Source organism: Streptomyces sp. NPDC050546, assembly GCF_044457425.1.
Taxonomy (GTDB): domain Bacteria; phylum Actinomycetota; class Actinomycetes; order Streptomycetales; family Streptomycetaceae; genus Streptomyces.
The window spans coordinates 567,390-591,627 of sequence record NZ_JBITGX010000001.1 but is presented as its reverse complement, the minus strand read 5'-3'; the positions used below and the strand labels follow the sequence as shown (position 1 = coordinate 591,627).

Annotated in this window: 21 protein-coding genes; 13 read left to right on the top strand and 8 right to left on the bottom strand. The window is 72.5% G+C overall.

The genetic code is table 11. The annotated features are described in order from the left end of the window. Nucleotides 1-9: 9 nt before the first annotated feature. Nucleotides 10-1,077, top strand: coding sequence for a LacI family DNA-binding transcriptional regulator (locus tag ACIBK5_RS02655; protein ID WP_399015379.1), 1,068 nt, complete (start codon nucleotides 10-12; stop codon nucleotides 1,075-1,077). A gap of 22 nt (nucleotides 1,078-1,099) precedes the next feature. After that, nucleotides 1,100-3,019 (top strand): DUF2264 domain-containing protein, encoded by a 1,920-nt coding sequence (locus tag ACIBK5_RS02650; protein WP_399015377.1) that lies wholly within the window; start codon nucleotides 1,100-1,102, stop codon nucleotides 3,017-3,019. Nucleotides 3,020-3,075: 56 nt separating this feature from the next. Here the strand turns inward: ACIBK5_RS02650 and ACIBK5_RS02645 are convergent, their stop codons facing one another. From ACIBK5_RS02645 to ACIBK5_RS02635, 3 genes are read right to left on the bottom strand one after another with little or no spacing between them, the layout of a single operon-like run. Then, on the bottom strand, nucleotides 3,076-4,569 hold the full coding sequence (locus ACIBK5_RS02645) for a tripartite tricarboxylate transporter permease (protein ID WP_399015376.1): 1,494 nt from the start codon (nucleotides 4,567-4,569) through the stop codon (nucleotides 3,076-3,078). A gap of 1 nt (nucleotide 4,570) precedes the next feature. After that, nucleotides 4,571-5,110, bottom strand: coding sequence for a tripartite tricarboxylate transporter TctB family protein (locus tag ACIBK5_RS02640; protein WP_382488029.1), 540 nt, complete (start codon nucleotides 5,108-5,110; stop codon nucleotides 4,571-4,573). Then, the gene (locus tag ACIBK5_RS02635; protein WP_399016213.1) at nucleotides 5,107-6,090 is read right to left on the bottom strand and encodes a Bug family tripartite tricarboxylate transporter substrate binding protein; all 984 of its coding nucleotides are present in this window, start codon (nucleotides 6,088-6,090) and stop codon (nucleotides 5,107-5,109) included. Before ACIBK5_RS02635 ends, ACIBK5_RS02640 begins: the two co-directional genes overlap by 4 nt. 249 nt (nucleotides 6,091-6,339) lie before the next feature. Between ACIBK5_RS02635 and ACIBK5_RS02630 the strand changes: the two genes are divergently transcribed. After that, on the top strand, nucleotides 6,340-7,089 hold the full coding sequence (locus ACIBK5_RS02630; protein ID WP_399015374.1) for a response regulator: 750 nt from the start codon (nucleotides 6,340-6,342) through the stop codon (nucleotides 7,087-7,089). Between the two features lie 163 nt (nucleotides 7,090-7,252). Here the strand turns inward: ACIBK5_RS02630 and ACIBK5_RS02625 are convergent, their stop codons facing one another. Further along, nucleotides 7,253-8,854 carry an alpha/beta hydrolase gene (locus ACIBK5_RS02625; RefSeq protein ID WP_399016210.1) on the bottom strand — a complete coding sequence of 534 codons (1,602 nt, stop codon included), beginning with the start codon at nucleotides 8,852-8,854 and terminating at the stop codon, nucleotides 7,253-7,255. Between the two features lie 296 nt (nucleotides 8,855-9,150). Here ACIBK5_RS02625 and ACIBK5_RS02620 point away from each other — a divergent pair, with 296 nt between their 5' ends. The 8 genes from ACIBK5_RS02620 to ACIBK5_RS02585 all read left to right on the top strand — a co-directional run bounded on the left by ACIBK5_RS02620 (nucleotide 9,151) and on the right by ACIBK5_RS02585 (nucleotide 16,273). Continuing rightward, entirely contained in the window at nucleotides 9,151-10,275 is a 1,125-nt protein-coding gene (locus ACIBK5_RS02620) for a Gfo/Idh/MocA family protein (protein WP_399015372.1), read from the top strand. Beyond that, nucleotides 10,272-11,198 (top strand): PmoA family protein, encoded by a 927-nt coding sequence (locus ACIBK5_RS02615; RefSeq protein WP_399015371.1) that lies wholly within the window; start codon nucleotides 10,272-10,274, stop codon nucleotides 11,196-11,198. Before ACIBK5_RS02620 ends, ACIBK5_RS02615 begins: the two co-directional genes overlap by 4 nt. After that, nucleotides 11,192-11,953, top strand: a complete 762-nt coding sequence (locus ACIBK5_RS02610) for a cupin (protein ID WP_399015369.1) — start codon at nucleotides 11,192-11,194, stop codon at nucleotides 11,951-11,953. Before ACIBK5_RS02615 ends, ACIBK5_RS02610 begins: the two co-directional genes overlap by 7 nt. A gap of 76 nt (nucleotides 11,954-12,029) precedes the next feature. After that, complete coding sequence (locus tag ACIBK5_RS02605; RefSeq protein WP_399015367.1) at nucleotides 12,030-13,313, top strand: ABC transporter substrate-binding protein; 1,284 nt, start codon at nucleotides 12,030-12,032, stop codon at nucleotides 13,311-13,313. Continuing rightward, nucleotides 13,310-14,248, top strand: a complete 939-nt coding sequence (locus ACIBK5_RS02600) for a carbohydrate ABC transporter permease (RefSeq protein ID WP_399015365.1) — start codon at nucleotides 13,310-13,312, stop codon at nucleotides 14,246-14,248. Before ACIBK5_RS02605 ends, ACIBK5_RS02600 begins: the two co-directional genes overlap by 4 nt. Beyond that, nucleotides 14,245-15,105: a carbohydrate ABC transporter permease gene (locus tag ACIBK5_RS02595; RefSeq protein ID WP_184595305.1), complete on the top strand. Its 861-nt coding sequence runs from the start codon at nucleotides 14,245-14,247 to the stop codon at nucleotides 15,103-15,105. The genes ACIBK5_RS02600 and ACIBK5_RS02595 overlap by 4 nt, the downstream gene beginning before the upstream one ends. A 5-nt stretch (nucleotides 15,106-15,110) precedes the next feature. Further along, nucleotides 15,111-15,704, top strand: a complete 594-nt coding sequence (locus tag ACIBK5_RS02590) for a hypothetical protein (protein WP_399015364.1) — start codon at nucleotides 15,111-15,113, stop codon at nucleotides 15,702-15,704. 116 nt (nucleotides 15,705-15,820) lie between these two features. Then, complete coding sequence (locus ACIBK5_RS02585; protein WP_399015363.1) at nucleotides 15,821-16,273, top strand: phospholipase; 453 nt, start codon at nucleotides 15,821-15,823, stop codon at nucleotides 16,271-16,273. Nucleotides 16,274-16,409: 136 nt separating this feature from the next. Here ACIBK5_RS02585 and ACIBK5_RS02580 read toward each other — a convergent pair whose 3' ends face one another. After that, nucleotides 16,410-17,108 (bottom strand): phosphatase PAP2 family protein, encoded by a 699-nt coding sequence (locus ACIBK5_RS02580; protein ID WP_399015361.1) that lies wholly within the window; start codon nucleotides 17,106-17,108, stop codon nucleotides 16,410-16,412. 193 nt (nucleotides 17,109-17,301) lie between these two features. Here ACIBK5_RS02580 and ACIBK5_RS02575 point away from each other — a divergent pair, with 193 nt between their 5' ends. Next, nucleotides 17,302-17,958 (top strand): class I SAM-dependent methyltransferase, encoded by a 657-nt coding sequence (locus ACIBK5_RS02575; protein WP_399015359.1) that lies wholly within the window; start codon nucleotides 17,302-17,304, stop codon nucleotides 17,956-17,958. Between the two features lie 9 nt (nucleotides 17,959-17,967). Here ACIBK5_RS02575 and ACIBK5_RS02570 read toward each other — a convergent pair whose 3' ends face one another. Then, the gene (locus tag ACIBK5_RS02570; protein ID WP_399015357.1) at nucleotides 17,968-20,205 is read right to left on the bottom strand and encodes a heavy metal translocating P-type ATPase; all 2,238 of its coding nucleotides are present in this window, start codon (nucleotides 20,203-20,205) and stop codon (nucleotides 17,968-17,970) included. 192 nt (nucleotides 20,206-20,397) lie between these two features. On the opposite strand from ACIBK5_RS02570, the gene ACIBK5_RS02565 reads away from it, so the two are divergent. Then, on the top strand, nucleotides 20,398-21,360 hold the full coding sequence (locus tag ACIBK5_RS02565; protein WP_399015355.1) for a hypothetical protein: 963 nt from the start codon (nucleotides 20,398-20,400) through the stop codon (nucleotides 21,358-21,360). Between the two features lie 190 nt (nucleotides 21,361-21,550). Here the strand turns inward: ACIBK5_RS02565 and ACIBK5_RS02560 are convergent, their stop codons facing one another. Then, complete coding sequence (locus ACIBK5_RS02560) at nucleotides 21,551-23,368, bottom strand: glycoside hydrolase family 15 protein (RefSeq protein WP_399015353.1); 1,818 nt, start codon at nucleotides 23,366-23,368, stop codon at nucleotides 21,551-21,553. Between the two features lie 68 nt (nucleotides 23,369-23,436). After that, complete coding sequence (locus ACIBK5_RS02555; RefSeq protein WP_399015351.1) at nucleotides 23,437-24,216, bottom strand: DeoR/GlpR family DNA-binding transcription regulator; 780 nt, start codon at nucleotides 24,214-24,216, stop codon at nucleotides 23,437-23,439. Nucleotides 24,217-24,238 lie beyond the last annotated feature (22 nt).

The window sequence follows — 24,238 nt, the reverse complement described above, 5'->3', positions numbered from 1 at the left end:
ACGCGGGGGATGGGGAACGACATGGTGTCCAGGGGGCGGGTCACGATCCGCGAGGTCGCCGAGCGGGCGGGCGTCTCGACGGCCACCGCCTCCCGGGCGCTCAGCGGCAACCACCCGGTGCCCGCCGCGACCCGGGCCCGGGTCCTGCGCGCGGCCCGCGACCTCGACTACGTGGCCAACGCGCACGCCCGCGCCCTGGTCGGCGGCGGCCGCAAGATGGCCGCCGTCGTGGTCCGCCAGGTCACCAGCCCCTTCTACGCCCAGGTCGCCGAGGGCGTGGAGGCGGAGGCCGCCGACCGCGGCTGGCTCTGCGTGGTCGGCGCCACCGGCGGGGACGCCCAGCGCGAGATGGAGTTCGTGCAGCTCATGCGGGAGGAGGGCGCCCGGCTGGTGATCCTGGTCGGCGGGGTCGTCGAGGACGACGCCTACCGCGAACGCGTCGCCCACTACGCCCACGCCCTGGACTCCTCCGGGGCCCGGCTCGTGCTCTGCGGCCGGCCCGCGCCCGACCCCGAGATCCCGGCGCTCGTCGTCGAGTTCGACAACGAGGCCGGGGCCCGCGCCGCCACCGCGCATCTGCTCTCGGCCGGACACCGCCGGATCGTCTTCCTCGGCGGACTGCCCGGCAACACCGCCCTCGACGCCCGTGTCGCCGGCTACCGGGCCGCCCTCGCCGAGCACGGGCTGCCGCCCGAGGCCGCACACGTCGTCGACTGCGGACTCGGCCGAGCCGCCGGCCACCGCGCCATGACCGAACTCCTCAAGCGGACAAGGGAGTTCACCGCCGTCTTCGCCGGGGACGACATGGTCGCCGCCGGTGCCCTGCGGGCGATCGCCGACAGCGGGCTGAGCGTGCCCGGTGACATCTCCGTCGTCGGCTACAACGACATCCCGCTCGCTGAGGACTTCAACCCGCCGCTCACCACCGTCCGCACCCCCGCCGAGGAGCTCGGCCGCGCCGCCGTGCGTATCGCGCTGCGCGACCCCGAGCACGCCGCCGGGGCCCACCATCTGCTCGGCACCCACATCGTCGTCCGCGACAGCGTCGGCGCGCCCCCGCCCGGGCGCGCCCTGTGACCAACGGAGGAACCGCACCCGCATGAGCGCGCCGCATGTGTCGCTCCCCGACCCGACGCACTTCCCCCATCTTCCCCACCTGCCGCCCCCCGACCCGCTGAGCTCGCCCCTCACCGGCTGGACCCGCGCCCACTGGGAGGCGATCGCCGACCGCCTCCTGGACGCACTGCTGCCCTACGCCTCCCCGGGCCTGGCCCAGTACCGGCTCCCCGGGCCGCCCAGCCACTCCGGGCCCTGGTCCGACGGTCTCGAGGGCTTCGCCCGCTCCTTCCTGCTGGCGGCGTTCCGTATCGCCGGCTCGGGAGGGCAGCAGCCGGCACTCATCGACCGGTACGCGGCCGGGCTCGCCTCCGGCACCGACCCGCACAGCCCCGACCGCTGGCCGCCCATCACCGACCGGGGCCAGCCCATGGTCGAGGCCGCGTCACTGGCGATCGCCCTGCACGAGACCCGCCCGTGGATCTGGGACCGGCTCGACGACCGCGTACGGCAGCGGATCGCCGACTGGCTGGGCGGCTTCGTCGGAGCGGTCGTCAACGACTCCAACTGGCGGCTGTTCCAGGTCATCACCGAGGAGTTCCTCGCCTCCGTCGGCGCCCCGCACAGCCGCCGCGAGATCGACGACGGGCTGGCACGCCTGGAGGACTGGTACCGGGGCGACGGCTGGTACACCGACGGCGACGGCCGCAAGTTCGACTACTACAACGCCTGGGCCCTGCACCTGTATCCGGTGCTCTGGGCCCGTATCGCCGGACCGCGCGCCGACCCGGCGCTGGTGGCGGCCCACCGGGCACGCCTGCGGTCGTTCCTCCACGACCACCAGCACTTCTTCGGCGCGGACGGTGCACCGGTCCACCAGGGCCGCTCGCTCACCTACCGATTCGCCACGACCGCGCCCCTGTGGGCGGGCGTTCTCGCCGACGCCACTGAGCTGCCGCCCGGCCGCACCCGCCGCCTCGCCTCCGGGGCGCTGAAGCACTTCGCCGAGCGGGGCGTGCCCGACGAGCAGGGGCTGCTCACGCTCGGCTGGTACGGGCCCTTCCTCCCCGTCACCCAGCGATACTCGGGCCCAGCCTCCCCGTACTGGGCGAGCAAGGCCTTCCTCGGCCTGCTCCTGCCCGCCGACCACCCCGTGTGGACCGCGACCGAGGAACCCGGCCCGGTCGAATCGGCCGATGTGCGCCGCGCGTTACCCGCCCCGGGCTGGCTGCTGCACTCCACCGCGGCCGACGGGATCGTACGGCTCGTCAACCACGGCAGCGACCGACTGCCGCCCCCACCCGCCGAGGCGCAGGACAGCCCCCACTACGCCCGGTTCGCCTACTCCAGTGCCACGGCCCCCGAGACCCCTCCGGCCCCGCACACGGGCCCCGACAACCACATCGCCCTGCTCGCCCCCGACGGCACACCGACCCCGCGCGGCCGTGTCCACCCCCTCGGCGCCGCGGGCGCTCGTGCCGCCTCCTGGCACCGGGCCCTCCTCCCCGGCAGCGGCGAAGGACACCGCATCGAGACGGTCAGCGTGGTGCACGGCCCGTGGGAGGTCCGGGTGCACCGGGTCGACGCGCCCGCCGGCACGCCCGTGCGCGAGGGCGGCTGGGCGGTCGCCGACGACACCGCGCCGCCGGCCGCCCGGACCGGCTCCGGCTGGGCACTGGCCCGGCGTGCGGACGGCCTGACCAGCGCGCTGGCCGCACTGCACGGCTGGAGCGACGACGCGGGGACGGTCGTCGCGGCCGAGGGCCGCAACGCTTACGGGCACCACTCGGCGACGCCGCAGTTGACGCTGCCGTCCCACCCCGGTGGGACGCGGCTCCTGGTGACTCTGGTCGTGCTCGGCACCGATCCGCGCGTACCGGTCACCGGGGCCCTGGCACGGGTCGCCGCCGACGGGTCCGTGGAGATCCGGTTCCCCGACGGCGCTCGGGAGTCGGTGCCCTAGGACAGGCCGAGGGGGCGCGGCTCGGGTGAGCCACGCCCCCACGGGGTCGAGCGGTGTCAGGCCTCCACGCGCCCGCGTGTCACCGCCTTCTTCAGCAGCGGCCAGGCCAGCAGTACCAGGATCACCGCGTACACGGTCACCGCGAACGGCGTGTTGACCAGGCCCGTCACACTGCCGTCACTGATCTGCAGGGCGCGCCGCAGCTGCTGCTCGGCGTTGGGGCCGAGGATGACGCCGATGACGGCAGGGAGCACCGGCAATCCGTAGCGGCGCATGCCGAAGCCGATCAGGCCGATGATCAGCAGGATCACCAGGTCGATCACCTCGCCGCCGACCGCGTACGCGCCGACCGCCGCGAAGAACATGATCCCGGCGTACAGGTACGGGCGCGGGATGCGCAGCAGCTTCGCCCACACCGGCGCCAGCGGCAGGTTGAGGGCCAGGAGCAGCACCATGCCGACGAAGAGGGAGGCGATCAGGCCCCACACCAGGTCGGGTTCGCGCTCGAAGAGCAGCGGGCCGGGCTGGATGCCGTACTGCTGGAAGGCGGCCAGCATCACGGCCGCGACCGCCGTGGTCGGCAGGCCCAGGGTCAGCATCGACACCAGGGTGCCCGCCGCCGAGGCCGACGCCGCCGACTCCGGCCCCGCGACGCCCTCGATCGCGCCCTTGCCCCACTCGTCCTTGTGCTTGGACAGGCGCTTCTCCGTCACGTACGACAGGAAGGTGGGGATCTCGGCGCCGCCCGCCGGGATCGCGCCGAACGGGAAGCCGATGAAGGGGCCGCGCAGCCACGACTTCCAGGTCCGGTTCACATCCCCGCGCCCCAGCCACGGCCGGCCCACCGGGATCGGCTCCGGCGGACTGCGCCGCAGGTGCGCCGCCACCCACAGGGCCTCGCCGATCGCGAAGAGACCGACCGCGACGATCACCACGTCGATACCGTCGGCCAGTTGGAGCGAGCCGAACGTCAGACGCTGCTGGCCGGTCATCTGGTCCAGGCCCACCAGGCCCAGGGTGAGGCCGATGAGCAGCGAGGCGAGGCCGCGGATGCGGGACGAGCCGAGCACCGACGTCACCGCGATGAACGCCAGCACCATGATGGCGAAGTAGTCCGGCGCGCCGATGTCCACGGCCAGTTTCGCGACCGTCGGCGCGAGCGCCACCAGCAGGAGCGTGCCGATCAGGCCGCCCGCGAAGTGCCCTACGGCGGCCGCCGCGAGGGCCTGGGCGCCGCGTCCGGACTTGGCCATGGGGTTGCCCTCCATGGCCGCCACCACCGCCGCGCTCTCACCGGGCGTGTTGAGCAGGATGGAGGTGGTCGAACCGCCGAACATCGCGCCGTAGTAGATGCCGGCGAACATGATGAACGCGCCGGTCGGGTCGAGCCCGTACGTCACCGGCAGCAGCAGCGCGACCGCCATCGCCGGGCCGATGCCCGGCAGGACGCCGATCGCCGTGCCGAGCAGCACACCGATGACGGCCCAGAGGAGGTTGATCGGCGTGAGTGCCGTACCGAAGCCGTCCAGAAGGGAGTTGAAGGCATCCATGTCACAGCACTCCCATCAGCGGACCGCCGGGCAGGGGCACTCCGAGCAGATTGTTGAACACGGTGTAGGTGACGAGGGACAGCCCGGCCGCGATGAGCGGATCGCGGTCGATCCGGCGGCTGCCGAGCGCGAAGGCCGCGCCCCAGAACAGCAGCGCGCCCGCGACGGGGAAGCCGAGCGGCTCGATGAGCACGGCCGCGCCGAGGAACACCCCGGCGAGCAGCAGCACCGTCCGCCAGTCGGCGGGCTCGGACAGGTCGACGTCCTCGCCGGTCTCGGCCTGACCCCGGCCGCCGCGCAGCACGTCCACGGCGAGCAGCGCGGCGATCACCAGCAGCCCGGCGCCGACCACGATCGGCACGGTCTTCGGGCCGACGGGGCCGCGCTGGGCGATGTCGACGTCCATGGTGAGCGCGTCGGTCAGGACGAGCACGCCCAGGGCCAGCAGCAGCGCGCACACGCCGAGTTCGGAGTGCTCGCGCAGCCACGAGCGCCGTTCGCCGCCGGTCTCGGCGGGGGGAATGTCGGTCTGCGTCGTCACAGTCCCAGCTCCTTCAGCACCGAAACCACGCGCTTGTCCTCGGCGTCGAGGAACGCGCCGAACTTGTCACCGGTGAGGAAGGCGTCGTCCCAGCCGTTCTGCTTCATGGACTTGCGCCACTCGTCGGAGCCGTGCAGCTCCTCGACCAGCTTCACGAGCTTGTCGCGCTCCCCGTCGTTCAGGCCGGGCGGGGCGACGATGCCGCGCCAGTTGGTGAAGTTCACGTCGTAACCGGCCTCCGTCAGCGTCGGCGCGTCGAGCCCCTCGACCCGTTTCGGGCCGGTGACCGCGAGGAGGCGCAGCTCGCCCGCCTTGATCTGGTCCAGGTACTCGCCGACACCGGAGACACCGAAGGCGACCTTGTTGCCGAGGATGGAGGCGAGGAGTTCGCCGCCCCCGTCGAAGGGGATGTAGTTGACCTGCTTCGGCGGGATCCCGGCGGCCCGCGCCATCAGCATCGGCGCGAGGTGGTCAGGCCCGCCGGGGGAGGACCCGCCGCCCACCGGGAGCTTGCCCGGGTTCTCCTTCCAGGCGCCGATCAGGTCGTCGATCGTCTTGTACGGGGAGTCCTTGGCGACCACGACGACGTCCTGCTCCTCGGTGAGCCGGGCGATCGGCGTGGTGTCGCCGAGCGTCTTCGGCGCGTCGTTGGAACGGACGGCGCCCACGACCCCGAGGCCCATGGACATCGCGAGCTTGCCGTTGCCCTGCTCGCTCACCAGCCGGCTGAGGCCCACGGTGCCGCCGGCTCCGGGCAGGTTGAACACCTCGATGTTGTGGGTCAGTCCGGCGTCCTCGGCGTTCTTCGCGGCCGTACGGGCCGTGATGTCGTAGCCGCCGCCGGGCGTGTTGGGGACCATGAAACGCAGGCCAGGGATCTGTGTGCCGGTCTCGGTGCCGCTGCCGGTGGTCAGCAGCGGCGGTCCGACGAGCACGAGCACGGCGGCCCCGAGCAGGGCGAGGGGAGTGCGCAGGCGCACGAGTGCCACCACCTGTCGGTACGTCGATGCGGGTAGGTAAAGGCCCTGTGGGGGAGGGTGATGTGGGCCACATGCTGCACCGGACGCCGACGGGCTGTCTCTCTTGCGGAACCAACGGAGGTTTTGGTCTTTGCGGTCGCCGGAACAGCCGTGCGCACCCCGGCCCCGTGGACCGCACCGCGCACATCCCTTTCCCTCACCGCAGGTGGACGCCATGATGGGCGGCCCCGGCACGGAAGGAGCGACCCGATGACCAGCGAGTCCCGCACGTCCGCCACCACCGGCACGATCGACGTCCTCGTGGTCGACGACGACTTCATGGTGGCCAAGGTCCATCGCGCCTTCGTCGAGCGCGTCGACTCCTTCCGCGTCGTCGGCGTCGCCGGTACCGGCGCCCAGGCCGTCACCGCCGCCGACGCGCTGCGCCCCGACCTCGTGCTGCTCGACCTGCACCTGCCGGACATCTTCGGCCTCGACGTCATCCCCCGGCTGCGTTCCGCGGGCCACGACTGCGACGTCATGGTCGTCAGCGCCGCCCGGGAGGCCGAGACGGTCCGCGGCGCCGTCCGGCACGGGGTCGTCGACTACCTCCTCAAACCCTTCGAGTCCGAGGAACTGCGCGCCCGGCTGGAGCGCTACGCCGACCGGCGCGGCCGGCTGCTCGGCACGGTCGTGCGCAGCCAGGCCGACGTCGACCGGGTGCTGGCCGGAGCCGCCGGAGGGGCCTCGACCGTCGCCGCCCTGCCCAAGGGCATGAGCGTGGAGACCGCCGAGCTGGTGGAGCGGGCCCTGCGCGAGACGGACGGCACCCTGTCCGCCAGCGAGTGCGCCGCGATGACCGGCGTCTCCCGCGTCAGCGCCCGCCGCTATCTGGAGCACTTCCACACCGTCGGCCGCGTCGAGGTCTCCCTGCGCTACGGCGTGGCGGGCCGCCCCGAACGCCGCTACCGCTTCCGCGGCCCCACTGAGCTCCGGCCCGGGGGCGAGGTACGCGCCTAGGCCGGGTTCGCGCAGGGGCCGACGGCCCCGACCAGCGCCAGGTCGCCCCCCGGCGGCCCGAGGACCGCTCGAGCAGCGCGGTCCTGGGCCTCGCCGAACGCGCGGCACGTCCGCAGGCCGGTCCAGGGGGCTCGTCGCCGGCGGAACAGCCGCGAACGCCCCGCTACCGCGCGGCGCAGTCGACGTCCTTCGCCGGCAGGCGTCCCGTCGCGAGGTACGCGTTGACCGTGTCGTCGACGCACGGCGCACCGTAGACGCCGTACACCGCGTGCTGATCGGCACCGTTCAGTGTGACCAGGCGCGAGGAGGGCCACATGCCACGCACGGTCCTGGCGCCGTCGTGGTCGGTGCGCGGGTCGCCGGTGGCGTTGACGAGGAGGGCGGGCAGGTCGTCCCGGACCGTGGTGGGACGTTCGCGCGGCCGGTCCCAGAACGCGCACGGGTTGATGTTGTGCGTGACGGGCGCGAACAGCGGGTCGTGAGCCCGGCCGCGCTGTATGTCGCGCCAGTAGACCTCCGGGTCACGAGGCGCGGCGCCGTCGCCGCACAGGATCGCCGTCTGCGCGCTGCCGTAGGGGGAGTCGTTGCCCGTGAGCGTGAACTCGAGCACCCCGGCGAGCCAGGGCGACGGCGTCACCCGCTGCCCCTGTGACGCCCGCAGCATGTCCCGCACGCCCTGCGCGAAGTCACCGTAGGCGGCGTCGTTGTGCTGGGAGAGGCCGTTGAAGACGACCATGGGCATGACGTGCTCGTCCAGCCGGTGGTCGCCGAGCCGCAGCGTTGTGCGGGCCGTTGCCCTCCGGATGCGCTCCACGTTCGCCAGCACCTCGCCCCTTGAACGACCCAGCCCGTAGGTCCCTTCGCGCGCGGCGGCCCAGGACGCCCACCCCTCCAGCGCGTGCCGGTTGGCCCGCTCGACGCCCCGCAGCAGCCTCGGCCCGTACCGGTCCGGGTCGATCACCCCGTCCAGGACGACCCGGTCGGTGCGCCCGGGGAACATCGTGGTGTACACCTCGCCGAGGTAACTGCCGTACGAGTAGCCCAGATAGGAGATCCGCCGCTCACCCAGCGCGGCCCGGACGACGTCCATGTCGCGCGCGGTGTTCCGGGTCGTGGCGTGGGGCAGGACATCGCCCGCGTTGGTGCGGCAGCGCTCGGCGAGGTCCTTCGAGAACGCGGTCACGCGGTCGAAGCCGGCCCGGTCCGCACCCGCGCCGCGTAGCGCCGAGCCGGTCGGCCAGCGGCAGTCCAGCGGTGTGCTGCGGCCGACGAACCGGGGGTCGACGCCCACCACGTCGTACCGTGCGGCGACGTCCTTCATCGCCTTGCGCACCCACGGCGGGTCGCCCAGCGACGGCCCGCCGGGGCCGCCGCCGTTGAGCAGCAGCGGGCCGACGCGGCGGTCGGTGCCGGTGGCGCGGATCCGGGATATCGCGACGCTGATCGTGCGGCCGCCGGGGTCCGAGTAGTCCAGCGGAACCGTCACGTCGGCGCAGCGGGCGCCCGCCTGCCGCAGCTCCTTGCCGGTCGTGTCGTCGGGGCCGAGCACACAGCTCTTCCAGACGAGGCGCTGCTGGTGATAGCGGGCGAGCGGGTCGGGGCTCGCCCCGGCCGGGCGGGCCGTCGCCGTGGCGGGCAGCGCGGTGAGGGCCAGGGCGGCGGCCGTCAGCGCCAGGGCGGTCCTGTTCACAGATCCCGGGGAGCGGGGTAAGCGGAGCACGAAGCTGTCCTCTCTGTCGCGGCTGTCCCCTCGCCGGCACGGCATGGGCATGCCGAAGAGGGGTGCTGTGCGACAGAACGGTAGGGACGGGACGCTTCCCGATCACTCCGGCCGGCCACCGGTTCACGGTGGGGCCAACCCCAGCGGACAGCGGGGGGAATGCCGTTTCTGCGCGGGCGGTGAGAACCGGAATAGACGCCCCAAGCTGGGAGAACGCTCGCGCAGACCTTGTGCAGGTCGTCGCAGGGGGGTTGTCCAGACATGGTCCCGCGCCTAGGGTCACCTACCGAGTGCAAGCGCTTTCCAAGCGTGAGTCCACCGGCCGTTTCGAGGAGCGCCGCATGTCCGTGTCCCCAGGGTCTCCCACCCGCCGCCGCGTGGCCGTCGTCGGCACCGGAGCCATCGTCAGCGGCAGCCACCTGCCCGCGCTGCGGGCCCACTCCGACCGGGTGGAGCTGGTCGCCGCCGTCGACGTGGACCAGGAGCGGCTCGACACCTTCCGCGAGCTGGCCGGCGACCAGGTCGCCGGGTACACCTCGGTGGACGCGATGCTGGACGCCGTACGCCCCGACCTGGTCCTGATCGGGACTCCGCCCTCCCTGCACCGGGAACAGACGGTGGCCGCGCTCAAGGCGGGCGCCTGGGTGCTGTGCGAGAAGCCGCTCACCCTCTCGCTCGCCGAGTACGACGAGATCGCCGCCGCCGAGGAGGCCTCCGGCGCGTACGCGGCGGTCGTCTTCCAGCACCGCTACGGCTCCGGCGCCGTGCACGCCCGCGAGCTGATCACCAGCGGCGAGCTGGGCGCCCCGCTGGTCGCGCACTGCCAGACCACCTGGCACCGGGACGCCGCGTACTACGCGGTGCCGTGGCGCGGCAAGTGGGCCAGCGAGGGCGGCGGCCCCACCATGGGCCATGGCATCCACCAGTACGACCTGCTGCTGCACCTGCTCGGCGAGTGGGAGGAGATCCAGGCCATGGCGGCCCGGCTCGTCCACGACACCGAGAGCGAGGACGTCTCCACCGCGCTGGTGCGCTTCCGCGGCGGCGCCCTGGCGACCGTCGTGAACAGCGTGCTGTCCCCGGACGAGGTCAGCCGCATCCGGGTCGACTGCGCGGACGCCACGATCGAGCTCACCCACCTGTACGGCCACAGCAACGACAGCTGGGCCTACACCCCGGCCCCGCACGTCGCCTCCGACCGCGCCACCGCCTGGCGCAGCCCCGCGAACGACGTGCCGAGTTCGCACACGGCCCAGCTCGGCGCGCTCCTCGACGCCTACGACACCGGCACCCGGCCACCGGGCAGCGGCCAGGACGCGCGCGCCACCCTCGAGTTCGCCGCCGCCCTGTACAAGGCCGCGTTCACCGGCCGCTCGGTGCGTGCGGGAGAGATCGGCCCGGGCGACCCCTTCTACCAGGCCATGCACGGCGAGTACCCCGACTGGGCCCCCAAGGAGCGCGCATGACCATCCGAGTCACCCACACCCACGGCGAGGACATCGCCGTCACGGCGGCAGGCGGCACGGAGATCCTCCGCTACGTCTACCGCCCCGACCCGGACCCCTTCGAGTCCCGCAAGCCGTACGCGCACCCCGTGCGCACTCTCTCCGGCCGCACGGTCACCGGCTACCGCCCGAACGACCACCGCTGGCACAAGGGCCTGCAGATGACCTCGAGCCATCTGTCCGGCCAGAACTTCTGGGGCGGCAACTGCTACGTCCACGGCCAGGGCTATCTGCCCCTGCCCGAGCGCGTCGGCTCGATGCGGCACGACGGCTTCCCGGACTTCACGGTCGAGGACGACCGGCTCGCCTTCACCGAACACCTCACCTGGGTCGAGAACGGCGGCGAGGAGTGGGCCCGCGAGGTACGGGGGCTGACCGTCCACTCGGTGGACGAGGAAGCCGGATCCTGGGCTCTCGACTGGTCGATCCGCCTCACCAACCTCCGTTCCGAGCCCCTGGCCTTCGGCTCCCCGACCACAGCGGGCCGTGAGATGGCCGGCTACACCGGACTGCAGTGGCGCGGCCCGCGCGACTTCACCGGCGGTACGGTCTTCGCCCCCGACACCGACGCCGACGCGGGCAAGCTCATGGGCACCCAGGGCCCCTGGCTCGCCTTCACCACCGAGCACGACGACGTCGACGGCCACTCCACGCTCGTCTTCGCGCACGCGCCCGAGAACCTCGACGAGACGTCCGCGATCCACGAGTCGCACTGGTTCGTCCGCGCCGAGCCCTTCCCGACGGTCGCCTTCTCCTGGGCGTTCTTCGAGGAGTTCGCACTCCCGCCGGGCGAGTCCTTCGCCTACCGCTACCGGCTGGTCGTCGCCGACGGCGCCTGGGACCGCGACCGGGTCGGCACCCATATGGAGAGCCTGCCGTGGTGAGCGACCCGAAGCCCGCCCTGCCGCACCCGCTGCCCGGCGCGATCGGCCTGTCCCATCTGAGCGGCTACGACTGGGAGGCCGCCGACGGTGTCTGCGGCGGCAGCCCGCATCTGCACCTGGTGTGCACCGAGGCGTACGTCGTCACCGGCGGCCGGGGCGCGGTCCAGACGCTGAGCCCCGACGGCTACCGGGACATCCCCCTCGCGGCCGGCTCCCTCGCCTGGTTCACACCGGGCACCGTGCACCGCATGGTGCAGGGCGGCGACCTGCGCATCACCGTGCTGATGCAGAACAGCGGCCTGCCCGAGGCCGGTGACGCCGTGTTCACCTTCCCGCCCGAGGTGCTCGCCGACCCGGAGCGGTACGCCGCCGCCGCGAAGCTGCCGCCCGGCACGGGACCGGAGACGGCGGCGGCCGCCCGGCGTCGCAGGGACCTCGCCGTCGAGGGCTACCTCGTCCTGCGCGAGGCCCTCGAAGCCGGCGACAACGCCCCGTACCTGGAGTTCCAGCGGGCCGCCGCGAGGATCGTGCGCGACAAGGTGCCGACCTGGCGCGAGCTGTGGCGGGCGGGTGCGCTGGCCACCGCCGAACGCACCGGCGCCCAGCTCGACGCGCTGGAAGCGGGGGAGCCCGTCCATCTCGGCGAGGCCACCGCCCACGAGGCCGCGCCCACCCGGCTCGGCGGCTTCGGCATGTGCGGCCGCCGGGACGAGTACAACCTGCCCGGGACGACGCTGCCCTACCAGGGCGAGTAGCCGAGCCAGGGAGCCGGGGGGCGACAGGCCGAGGGGGGCCAACAGGAAGTCCGAGGAAAGGAGAGGTGACCTCGGCATGCCCGGACACAGGACAAAGGGGTTCTGCGCGTCGGCCGCCGCACTGGCACTGTGCGCCGTGCTGGCAGGCTGCGGAGGATCCGGGGAATCGGTCGCCGGCGGCAAGGTCGTGCTGCGCTACACGTGGTGGGGCAACCCCGACCGCGCGGAACGCACCGAGCAGGCCGTCGCGATGTTCGAGAAGCAGCACCCGAACATCGACGTGACGACGTCGTTCTCCGGCTACGACGCCTACAAGCAGAAGCTCGCCACCCAGGCCGCCGGCGGTGACGCGCCGGACGTGATGCAGCTGGACTACCGCCAGATCGACCAGTACGCCTCCGGCGGAGTGCTGCTCGACCTGGCGAAGCAGAGGTCGGTACTGCGTACCTCCGAGATCGACCAGGGCCTCCTCGCCACCGGCCGCGTGGACGACGTCCAGTACGCGATCCCGCAGGGCCGCGGCACCGAGACCGTCGCCTACGACGTCCGGACCTGGAAGAAGTCGGGCGTGCCCCTGCCCGGCGAGAGCTGGACCTGGAGCCAGTGGGCCGACACCATGCGCGCCCTCGCGAAGAAGACCGGCAAACCCGGGGCGACCGACCCCGGGCAGAGCGAGGACGCCTTCGAGGTCTGGCTGCGCGGCCAGGGCAAGGCCCTCTACACGAAGGACGGCGGGCTCGGCTTCACCGCAGGCGACCTGACCCGCTGGTGGACCTTCACGGACAAGCTGCGCCGCGAGGGCGCCGTCTCGCCCGCCGAGCAGACCACCCAGCTCGACGGCTCCGTGGAGAACACCCCGCTGGGACGCGGCGAGTCCGTCACCGACGCCAACTGGGACGCCCCGGCCAGCGGCTTCCTCGCCCTCGTCCCGACCGGAGTCGCGCTCGCCCCCATGCCGTCCGGCGCGGACGGCACCCCCGGCCAGTACTTCAAGCCCTCCATGTTCCTGGGCGTCTCGGCCAACACCGGCCACCCCGAGGAGGCGGCCCAGCTCGTCGACTTCATGATCAACGACAGGGAGGCCGCGAAGATCCTCGGCGCGAGCCGCGGCATCCCGGTCAACGAGTCGATCCAGCAGGAGATCGCCCCGCGCCTGAAGGACTTCGACAAGACCATCGCCGACTTCCAGGCATCCCTCGACGGCAAGCTCAAGGACCCGCCGCAGGCCCCGCCCTCCGGCGACAACGCCTTGCAGACCACCTTCCAGCGCGACTACGACCAGGTGTCCTACGCGCGCATGTCGCCCCGCGAGGCGGCCGAGAACTACGTCACCGAGGCGAAGGCGGAGCTGAGGTCATGACCACCACCGCGATTCCCCCGGAGGCGAAGCGCGCCCCCGCCACCACCCCGAAGCGCCGCCCCAAGCGCGAAAGCCAGGGCCCCGCCTGGGTGTTCCTCTCCCCGTGGGTGCTCGGCGCGACCGTCCTGACGCTGTTGCCGATGGCCGTCTCGCTGTACCTGTCGTTCACCGACTACGACCTGTTCAACCCGCCGAAGTGGGTCGGCCTGCGCAACTACACGCAGATGTTCACCGAGGACCCGCGCTACTGGCGCTCGGTCGTGACGACCCTGACGTACGTCGTCATCGCCGTGCCCCTGCAACTCGCGCTCGCCCTCGTCGTCGCGCTCGCCCTGAAGGGCATGAAGCGAGGCAAGGCCTTCTACCGCTCCGCCTTCTACGCGCCCTCGCTGCTCGGCGCGTCGATGTCCATCGCCCTGGTCTGGCGGGCCGTCTTCAACGACGGTGGCACGGTCGACAACCTGCTCGGCACCGGCGGCTGGGTCAACAAGCCCGGCTTCTCGCTGCTGGCCGTCGCGCTGCTGACGGTGTGGCAGTTCGGCGCGCCGATGGTCATCTTCCTCGCCGGACTCCAGCAGATCCCCGCCGAGCTGTACGAGGCGGCGGCGGTGGACGGGGCGGGCAAGTGGCGGCAGTTCCTGTCGGTCACCGTGCCGATGCTGTCCCCGGTGCTGTTCTTCAACCTGGTTCTGCAGACCATCCAGGCCTTCCAGGTGTTCACGCCCGCCTTCGCGGTCAGCGCGGGCAAGGGCGGGCCGGCCGACTCGACCCTCGTCTACACCATGTACCTCTACGACCGGGGCTTTGTCGCCTCCCACATGGGCTACGCCTCCGCCATGGCCTGGGTGCTCCTCGTCGTGATCGGCGTCGTCACCGCGGTGCTGTTCCGTACCTCGCGCTCCTGGGTCGTCTACGCCTCCGAGGGGGACCGGTGACCTCAACGACCGTTACGCACAGGCCCGTTCGTTGGGGCCGTGTCGCCGTGCACCTCGGCTGCCTGGCCGCGCTGCTGGTCATGCTGTACCCGCTGGCCTGGCTGCTGGCCACCTCGCTCAAGCCCGCCGACGAGGTCATAGCGAGCCTGAACCTGCTGCCCAGCCGCCTGGAGTGGTCGAACTACTCCACCGCCCTGGACGGCGTCAACGACGTCTCCATCTGGCGGCTGCTCGGCAACTCGCTGCTGATCGCCGGCGGCGCGGTCCTCGGCAACGTCATCAGCTGCTCGCTCGCCGCCTACGCCTTCGCACGCCTCAGGTTCCGCTTCCGCGGGCCGCTGTTCGCCTTCATGATCGCCACGATCATGCTGCCGCACCACGCGGTGCTGATCCCGCAGTACATCATCTTCAACCAGCTCGGCCTGGTGAACACCTACTGGCCGCTGATCCTGCCGAAGTTCCTCGCCACCGAGGCGTTCTTCGTCTTCCTCATCGTGCAGTTCATGCGCGGACTGCCGCGCGAGCTGGAGGAGGCGGCCCGCATCGACGGCTGCGGGCCCTTCCGCAGCTTCTTCCAGGTCGTCCTGCCGCTCACCCGGCCGGCCCTGATCACCACCGCCATCTTCACCTTCATCTGGACCTGGAACGACTTCTTCACCCAGCTCATCTACCTCTTCGACCCGGACAAGTTCACGCTGACCCTCGCGCTGCGTTCCTTCGTGGACGCCTCCAGCACCTCCGCGTTCGGCCCGATGTTCGCGTTGTCGGTGATCGCGCTGCTGCCGATCGTGCTGTTCTTCCTCGCCTTCCAGCGATTCCTGGTGGAGGGCATGGCCAGCTCCGGAGTCAAGGGGTGAGCGGGATGCGCACACGTGAGGCCGGCGAGGTGTTCGGGCCGCGCATGTCCCTGTTCGCCGATGTGCTGAGCGTCGGCCTCGCCACGGCGGCGGCCTGTCTGCCGCTGCTGACCGCACCGGCAGCGCTGTCGACGGCGTGCGCCGTACTGCGCGGCGCGGGGGCGGACCGGCCCGTCACGGCCGGGCGGTACTTCGCCCTGCTGCGGCGGCGGCTCCGCGCCGGTGACCTGCTGGCGGGAGGCGTGGCGCTGGCCGGTCTGCTGCTGTTCGCGGCCGATCTGGCGCTGGCCGGGGCGGGGCTGCCCGGGGCGCCGCTGTTCGCGGTGGCCGCCGCCGTCATCGGTGCCTGCGCGGGGGTCGTCGGACTGAGGGCCTGCGGACGCCCCGAGTCGCTCACCGACTGGCGTGCGGCGGTGCGCGGGGCCGCCCGGGACGCCGTGGCGGACGTGGGCGGCAGCGGGCTGGTCCTGCTCGCCGTCGCGACGGCCGTGCTGTGCGCGTGGATGCTGCTGCCCCTGGCCTTCCTGGCCCCGGGGCCGCTGGCCCTCGCGCTCACCGCCGTCGACGTACGCCGGTCGGCTGCCGTTCTCGTTCAATAGCCAAGAATTCAGGGGGCATTGGGGCACGTCAGGTGTGAGCACCCTCAGGAGGTGGCGATGCTCTTGTCATGAACCTGTGGCTCGATGGGCGGGCCGCAGCCTCATGGAGGTGTGGGATGCACCGCAGACTCGCCACCGGTCTTGCCGCCTCAACCCTGTCCCTCGTCACCGTCGTCGGCACCGCGACCCTCGCGAGTGCCGCCCCCGCCGACAAGCCCCAGGTGCTCGCGAGCTGGACGCAGACCAGCGCGTCGAGCTACAACGCCTGGGCCGCCGCCCGCGCGAACCAGACCGCCTGGTCCGCGTACGCCTTCGACTGGTCGACCGACTACTGCTCCTCGTCGCCGGACAACCCGTTCGGCTTCCCCTTCTCGATGTCCTGCGCCCGCCATGACTTCGGCTACCGCAACTACAAGGCCGCAGGCACCTTCAGCGCCGACAAGTCCCGTCTCGACAGCGCCTTCTACGAGGACCTCAAGCGGATCTGCGCCGCCTACACCGGTGGCACGAAGAACGCCTGCGACAGCACGGCGTGGACGTACTACCAGGCGGTGAAGGCCTTCGGCTGAGGGCCTTCGATGCGCCGGGACCGGGCGCGGGGCGGCAAGCCGCACGCCCGGTCGACGGCCTCAACGGCTCAAGGCCTCAACGGCTTACGGCCCTGCTGACGGCCTCAACTGCTGACGGCCTCAACTGCCGACGGCCTCAACGGCCGACGGAGCCGATGCTGATCCGCGGCCACGAACGGGCCGTCGTCAGGAGCGCCTGGGTCCGCGCCGACGGAGTGGCCGCCGCCGCGGCCAGCGCCGCGGCGGCGCTGGCGATGCCGAGGACCGCGCCCGCGGCCACGTCGCCCGGATAGTGCACGCCCGTGTGGATACGGGAGTAGCCGACGGCGCTCGCCAGCGCCCCGAGCGGCACCGCGGCGGGCGGCAGGACCACCCCGACGGCGGTGGCGAACGCGACCGCCGACGCCGTGTGCCCGGACGGGAACGACGCCGACGTGGGCATCCGGACATGCCGGTCCACGGTCACCCGGGCCGCCTCCCGGTCCGGCCGGGCCCGGCGCACCAGGCGCTTGCCGAGCAGGTTGGCGGAGGCCGACGCCACGGCGATCGCCCCGACGCCGACGACCGCGGCCCGGCGCGGGCGCTTCCCGGCCAGTGCCAGGGCGGCGGCGATGCCGAACGAGATCTTGGAGTGGTCGGCCGCGTGGGACAGATGGCGCAGCGTCCGGTCGAGGGTGGGCGTGGGGGTGGCCGCCACGGCCGCGTACAGGGCACCGTCCACCGCCCTGAGATCGCCGAGGACGGCGGCCAGGAGCCGGCCGGGTCGGTTTGCGGGCTTCCCTCCGCCCGGCAGCGGACGGGGGGCGTCCGCGTCTGTGATCGTCGGATCGGTCATGTGCTTCTCCCCGCAGTGGCCTTTCCCCAGCAAGGTACCGGCTCACGCCGGGCGCACGCTCGGCGCCCCCGCGGGCCGGTACCTGCTGAGTGCCCACGCGGCGGACGGCCATCCATGAGCCGAGGGCCGTGACCCGTGAGCCGTGAGTCGGGCCCGGCACGGCCGTCCGGGCGAGTCCTGGTGAACTTGCGGCATGACGTCACCGCTGCACCGGGCCCTGCGCGCACTCGACCGCTTCCACGCCGCCCGCCCCTGGGACCACAACGCCCACTTCCACCGCTGGCTCCTGCGGCAACTCCCCGCGGGTGCGGGAAGCGCCCTGGACGTGGGGTGCGGCAGTGGTGACCTCGCCCGGCTCCTGGCCACCCGGGCCGACCGGGTGCGGGGGATCGACGCCGACCCGGCGATCACGGCCCGGGCCCGGGAGCTGACTCCGGCGACGGCCCCGGTGTCCTACGCGGTGGCCGACGCGCCGACCGGGCTTCCCGATCAGCCGTACGACGTCATCACCTGCGTCGCCGTGCTCCACCACCTGCCGTTCACGGAGACGCTCCAGGCCTTCCGCGACCGTCTGGCCCCCGGCGGCACCCTGGTCGTGGTCGGTGTCTCCCGGGAACAGACCCCCACCGACCACCTTCTCGGCATCACGTCGGTCCCGCTCAACATCGTCATGGCCCTGGTGAAGAACCGGGGCCGCCGGGCAGCACGCCCGGTCTCGATGACCGCCCCCACGCGACCGGCGGACATGACCTTCCCCGAGATCCTCCGCGAGGCCCGTGCGGTCCTGCCCGGTGCCCGTCTGCGCCGCCGCCTGTTCTGGCGCTACACGCTGGTGTGGCGCCACCGCTGACCCTCGTACTCAGCCGACGGCCCGGAAGGTGCGCAGCCGCAGTGAGTTGCCGACGACGAAGACCGAGGAGAAGGCCATGGCCGCGCCGGCGATCATCGGCGTGAGCAGTCCGGCGGCGGCCAGCGGCAGGGCCGCCACGTTGTAGGCGAAGGCCCAGAACAGGTTCGAGCGGATGGTGCCGAGGGTGCGGCGGGAGAGGCGGATGGCGTCCGCCGCGGCCCGCAGGTCGCCCCGCACCAGGGTCAGGTCCCCGGCCTCGATCGCGGCGTCCGTGCCGGTGCCCATGGCCAGTCCGAGATCGGCCTGGGCGAGGGCCGCCGCGTCGTTGACACCGTCGCCGACCATCGCCACCGAACGGCCCTCGGCCTGCAGCCGCTTGACCACGTCGACCTTGTCCTGCGGGAGTACCTCGGCGACGACGTCCTCGGGAGCGATACCGACCTCGCGGGCGACGGACCGGGCCACCGCCTCGTTGTCGCCGGTCAGCAGGATGGGGGTCAGCCCGAGGGCACGCAGCCGTCCGACGGCCTCCGCGCTCGTCTCCTTCACCGCGTCGGCGACCTCCAGCACCGCACGCGCCTCGCCGTCCCAGGCGACCGCGATGGCGGTGCGTCCGGCCTCCTCGGCCGCCGTCCTGGCCTCGGCCAGGCCCTCGGGCAGCTCCATCGCCCAGTCGGCCAGCAGCCTCTCCCGCCCGACGAGCACCGCGTGGCCCTCCACGACGCCCTGTACGCCGAGCCCCGGCACATTGGCGAAGTCCTCCGGCGTGGGCAGCGCGCCGCCCAGCTTCTCCAGCGCCCCGTCGGCGACGGCACGGGCGATCGGATGCTCGGAGGAGTGCTCCAGCGCCCCGGCCAGCCGCAGCACCTCGGCCTCGCCGGTGCCGTCGGCGGTGTGCACGGCGAGCAGGGTCATACGGCCGGTGGTGACGGTGCCGGTCTTGTCGAGGACGACGGTGTCGACCCGGCGCGTGGACTCCAGGACCTCCGGGCCCTTGATGAGGATGCCGAGCTGGGCGCCCCGCCCGGTGCCGACCATCAGCGCGGTCGGCGTGGCCAGACCGAGGGCGCACGGGCAGGCGATGACCAGGACCGCGACCGCGGCCGTGAAGGCCGCCGTCAGACCGACGCCGTTGCCGAGCCAGAAGCCCAGCGTGCCCAGCGCGAGTGCGATCACGACGGGCACGAACACGGCGGAGATCCGGTCCGCGAGCCGCTGCGCCGCGGCCTTGCCGTTCTGCGCGTCCTCCACCAGCCGGGCCATGCGGGCCAGTTGGGTGTCGGAGCCGACCCGTGTGGCGCGCACGACGAGCCGCCCGCCGACGTTGATCGTGGCGCCCGTGACCGGGTCGCCGGTGCCGACCTCCACCGGCACCGACTCGCCGGTGAGCATCGAGGCGTCGACGGCCGAGGAACCCTCGACGACCTTCCCGTCCGTGGCGATCTTCTCGCCGGGCCGGACCAGGAAGCGGTCGCCGACGCGCAACTCCGCGACCGGAAGGGTCTGTTCACGGCCCCCGTCCCGCAGCACGGTGACGTCCTTCGCGCCCAGCTCCAGCAGCGCCCGCAGCGCCGCCCCCGCCTTGCGCTTCGCACGGGCCTCGAAGTACCGCCCGGCCAGGAGGAAGGCCGTCACGCCCGCGGCGGCCTCGAGGTAGATGTTCCCCGCACCGTCCGTGCGCTCGATCGTCAGCTCGAAGGGGTGCGTCATGCCCGGCGTGCCCGCGGTGCCGAAGAACAGCGCCCACAGCGACCACAGGAACGCGGCCGAGGTGCCCACCGAGATCAGCGTGTCCATGGTGGCCGCGCCGTGCCGGGCGTTGGTGAACGCGGCCTTGTGGAAGGGCCAGGCCGCGTAGGTCACGACAGGCGCGGCCAGCGTGAGCGACAGCCACTGCCAGTACTCGAACTGCAGCGCCGGGATCATGGCCATGGCCACGACGGGTACCGCCAGCACCACGGCCGTGACCAGCCGCTCGCGCAGCGGGCGGAGTTCGTCGGTCTCCTCGGGCTCGGTCTGCCGCTCGGGCGGCGCCGGTTCCTGAGCGGTGTACCCCGTGGCCTCGACGGTGGCGATCAGATCCCCGACCGAGACGTCACCGGAGTAGCTGACCTTCGCCTTCTCGGTGGCGTAGTTGACGGTGGCGGTGACCCCGTCCATGCGGTTGAGCCTCTTCTCGACGCGCGCCGCGCAGGAGGCACAGGTCATGCCTCCGATGGCGAGCTCGACCTCGGTGGCGGTGAGCATGAGGCGCCTCCTCTGTGGGCTTCGGCGGAAATACGGGGTAGGGGTATCCGGTGCTGGGCTCCTGTATACCCCTGAGGGGTATAGGATGCAAGCGCGGGAACGGCTTGACTCATTACCCCCCAGGGGTATGGTGAACTGCATGGAGTCCCCGCATTCGAGCGGGAGGCCCGCTTCTTGAAGGAGACGCCGGCCATGAACACCGGACTGAAGATCACCACCTTCGCCGCCGCCCTGGCCGCGACGTTCGGCACGGCCTACGGCGTCGGGCAGGGCATCGACCCCGTCGTCGCCGACCGGCCGCCGAAACACCAGGGCGACGAGCACACCCGGCCCTCACCGGAGCCGAAGGAGGGCGGCCACGCCGGGCAGGAGGTGCCCCCGGCCGGCGGACTCCAGATCTCCGAGGGCGGCTACACCCTCGACCTCGCGACCCCGCGCGTCACCGCCGGACAGCGGGCCGACCTGCGCTTCACCGTGCGGGACGGCAGCGGCCGGGCCGTCACCGCCTACCAGCGCGAACACGAGAAGGAGCTCCACCTCGTCGTGGCCTCACGCGACCTGGTCACCTATCGCCATCTGCACCCCACCCGCGCCGCCGACGGCACCTGGAGCACCCCCGTCGACCTGCCCCGCGCCGGCGGCTACCGCGTCTTCGCCGACTTCACCCCGGCGAAGAAGAACGCCCGCAACCTCACCCTCGGCGCGGACCTCGCCGCCTCCGGCCCGTACCAGCCGGAGAAGCTTCCGTCGGCGATCACCACGGCCGAGACGAACGGCTACGAGGTCGAGCTGGCCGGTGCCCTGCGCCCGGGCAGGGCGAGCGAACTGAAACTGAAGGTCTCCCGCGCCGGCAGGCCCGTCACCGACCTCCAGCCCTACCTCGGCGCCTACGGCCACCTGGTCGCCCTGCGCTCAGGCGACCTCGCCTACCTCCACGTCCACCCGAACGGCGAACCCGGCGACGGCACCACCCGGCCCGGCCCGGCCGTCTCGTTCACGGCCACGGCACCCAGCACCGGCTCCTACCGCCTGTTCCTCGACTTCAAGCACGACGGGAAAGTCCACACGGCGGCGTTCACCGTCCGGACCGGCGGCGAGACGACCGCTGAACCCGGTACCCCCGAGGGGCATACGGACGACGGCCACGGGCACTGAGCCCTGGGGCCTGTCGTTTGGATCAGGTCGCAGACGCGGGGTCTGGCACGCGCATCTGCCGCGTTGTCGTCGGTTGCCGATGCTCCGCATCGACGCCCTCCTCCGCCTTGCAGCTGCACGCACCAGACCCCGCTCACCGGCGCTGACAAGGTGCCGCCGATTCCCTGCGACCTGATCCAAACGACAGGCCCTAGCCGAGCGCCCGGTCCAGGTTGAAGGCCGCGCTGATCAGCGCCAGATGCGTGAACGCCTGCGGGAAGTTGCCCTGCTGCTCCCCGGTGTGACTGATCTCCTCGGCGTACAGGCCGAGATGGTTGGCGTACGTCAGCATCTTCTCGAAGGCCAGGCGCGCCTCGTCGATCCGGCCGGCGTGCACCATGGCCTCGACGTACCAGAACGAGCAGATGGAGAACGTGCCCTCGTCGCCGCGCACACCGTCCGGACTGGAATCCGGGTCGTAGCGGTAGACCAGTGAGTCCGACACCAGCTCCTCGGTGAGGACGTCCAGCGTCGACAGCCACTTGGGATCCGTCGGGGCGATGAACTTCGTCAGCGGCATCATCAGCACGGCCGCGTCCAGCACGTCGCCGTCCTCGTGCTGGACGAAGGCCCGGCGCTCCTCGGACCAGCCCCGGCTCATGATCCGCCGGTAGATCGTGTCGCGGCGCTCCCGCCAGCGCGGCAGATCGGCGGGCAGCCCGCGCCGGGTGGCCATCCGGATGGCCCGCTCGATCGCCACCCAGCACATCAGCCGCGAGTACAGGAAGTTCTTGCGGCCGCCCCGGGTCTCCCAGACCCCCTCGTCGGGCTGGTCCCAGTGCTCGCACACCCAGTCCACCAGCGCGCACACGTCGTCCCACTGGCCGCTGGAGATGGGCTTGGCCCACTTGTCATAGAGGTAGATGGAGTCGATCAGCGCGCCGTAGATGTCGAGCTGGAGCTGGTCGGCCGCCGCGTTGCCGACCCGTACCGGTGCGGAGCCCTCATGGCCTTCCAGATGGTCGAGGGTACGTTCGGGCAGGTCGGCGCGCCCGTCGATGCCGTACATGATCTGCAGCGGGCCGGAGTGCTTGCCGTCGCCCGGGCTGATGTGCCGGGTCACGAAGTCCATGAACGCCTCGGCCTCGCCGGTGAAGCCCAGCCGCAGCAGGGCGTAGACGCAGAACGCCGCGTCGCGCACCCACACATACCGGTAGTCCCAGTTGCGTTCGCCGCCGAGCCGCTCGGGCAGGCTCGTCGTCGGCGCGGCCACGATCGCCCCGGTCGGCGCGTATGTCAGCAGCTTCAGCGTCAGGGCCGAGCGGTGCACCATCTCCCGCCAGCGGCCCCGGTACCGTGACGACGCCAGCCAGCGCCGCCAGTACGCCACCGTCGCCGCGAGCTGCTCCTCCGCCTCCGTGCGCGCACACCGGCGGGGCGACACCTCCCCGCCGACCTTGTCCAGCGCGAACACCGCCGACTCGCCCTCGCCGAGCTTGAAGTCGCCGCAGACGTCCGGCCCGTCGGCCTCCAGCGGCACGGTCGCGGTCAGCGCGAGCGCCATCCCGTCGGCTTCGAAGAGCGCCGTCTCACCGTTCAGCCGGACGGTGTGCGGCAGGCTGCCGTAGTCGAACCGGGGAGCCACGCGCGTACGGAACGGGATCGAGCCGCGTACGCACACCACCCGCCGGATCAGCCGGTGCCGCTCGGCCTCGGCCGGCTCGCCGTCCACCGGCATGAAGTCCTGCACCTCGCCGACGCCGTCCTCGGTGAAGAACCGGGTCATCAGGACGTTCGTGTCCGGGAAGTAGAACTGCTTGGTCCGGGCCGGCACGGTCGCCGCCAGCTCGAAGCGGCCGCCGCGCTCCGCGTCCAGGATCGAGGCGAACACGCTCGGCGCGTCGAAGGCCGGGCAGCAGTACCAGTCGATCGTGCCGTCCGTCCCCACCAGGGCCACGCTGCGCAGGTCGCCGATCAGCCCGTGCTCGGCGATCGGCAGATACCGCCGCCCGTCCGCTGTTCCCCGCATGGCAGCCTCCCTGCCCTGGCGAGCGCCTGGCTATCAGCTTAGGCCCGCAGCCGGGAAGCGGCCGGGTGTCACACCGTGACGACCCGCAGCCCGGCCTCCTCGAAGCGGTGCAGCGTCTCCGCGTCGGCCGCCGTGTCCGTGACCAGCGTGTCCACCGCCTCGGCCGCGCAGATCCGGGCGAACGCCCGCTGGCCCAGTTTGCTGGAGTCGGCGGCCACGACCACACGCTCCGCGCGCTCGCACAGCAGCCGGTTGATCGCGGCCTCGGCCTCGTCGTGTGCCGCCGCCCCGTGCGTGACGTCGAAGGCGACCACGCCGAGCACCGCCACATCGACGGTGATCTGCCCGAGCACCCCGTCGGCGAGCGGCCCGACCAGCTCGTACGACTGCGCGCGGGCCACCCCGCCGGTCAGCACGATCTTGAACTGAGGCCGTACGGCCAGCTCGTTGGCGATGTTCAGCGCGTTCGTCACGACGGTCAGCGCGGGCGACCCGGACGCCAGATCCCCCCGCGCCGCCAGCGCCCGCGCCACCTCGGTGGTGGTCGTACCGCCGGTCAGCCCGACCGCCTCGCCGGGCGCGACCAGATCCGCCACCGCCTTCGCGATGCGCTGCTTCTCCGAGGCGTGCCGGGCCGTCTTGTAGCGCAGCGGCAGCTCGTACGACACTCCGTGCACGACCGCCCCGCCCCGGGTGCGTACGAGCATCTGCTGCTCGGCCAGCCCGTCGAAGTCGCGGCGGATCGTCGCGGCCGACACCCCCAGCTCCCCGGCCGCCTCCTCGACGTCCAGCCGGCCACGCTCCACGAGCAGGTCCAGCAGCGCCTTCCAGCGGGCGTCGCGCGACATCCGCACCTCCACGTCTCGATCT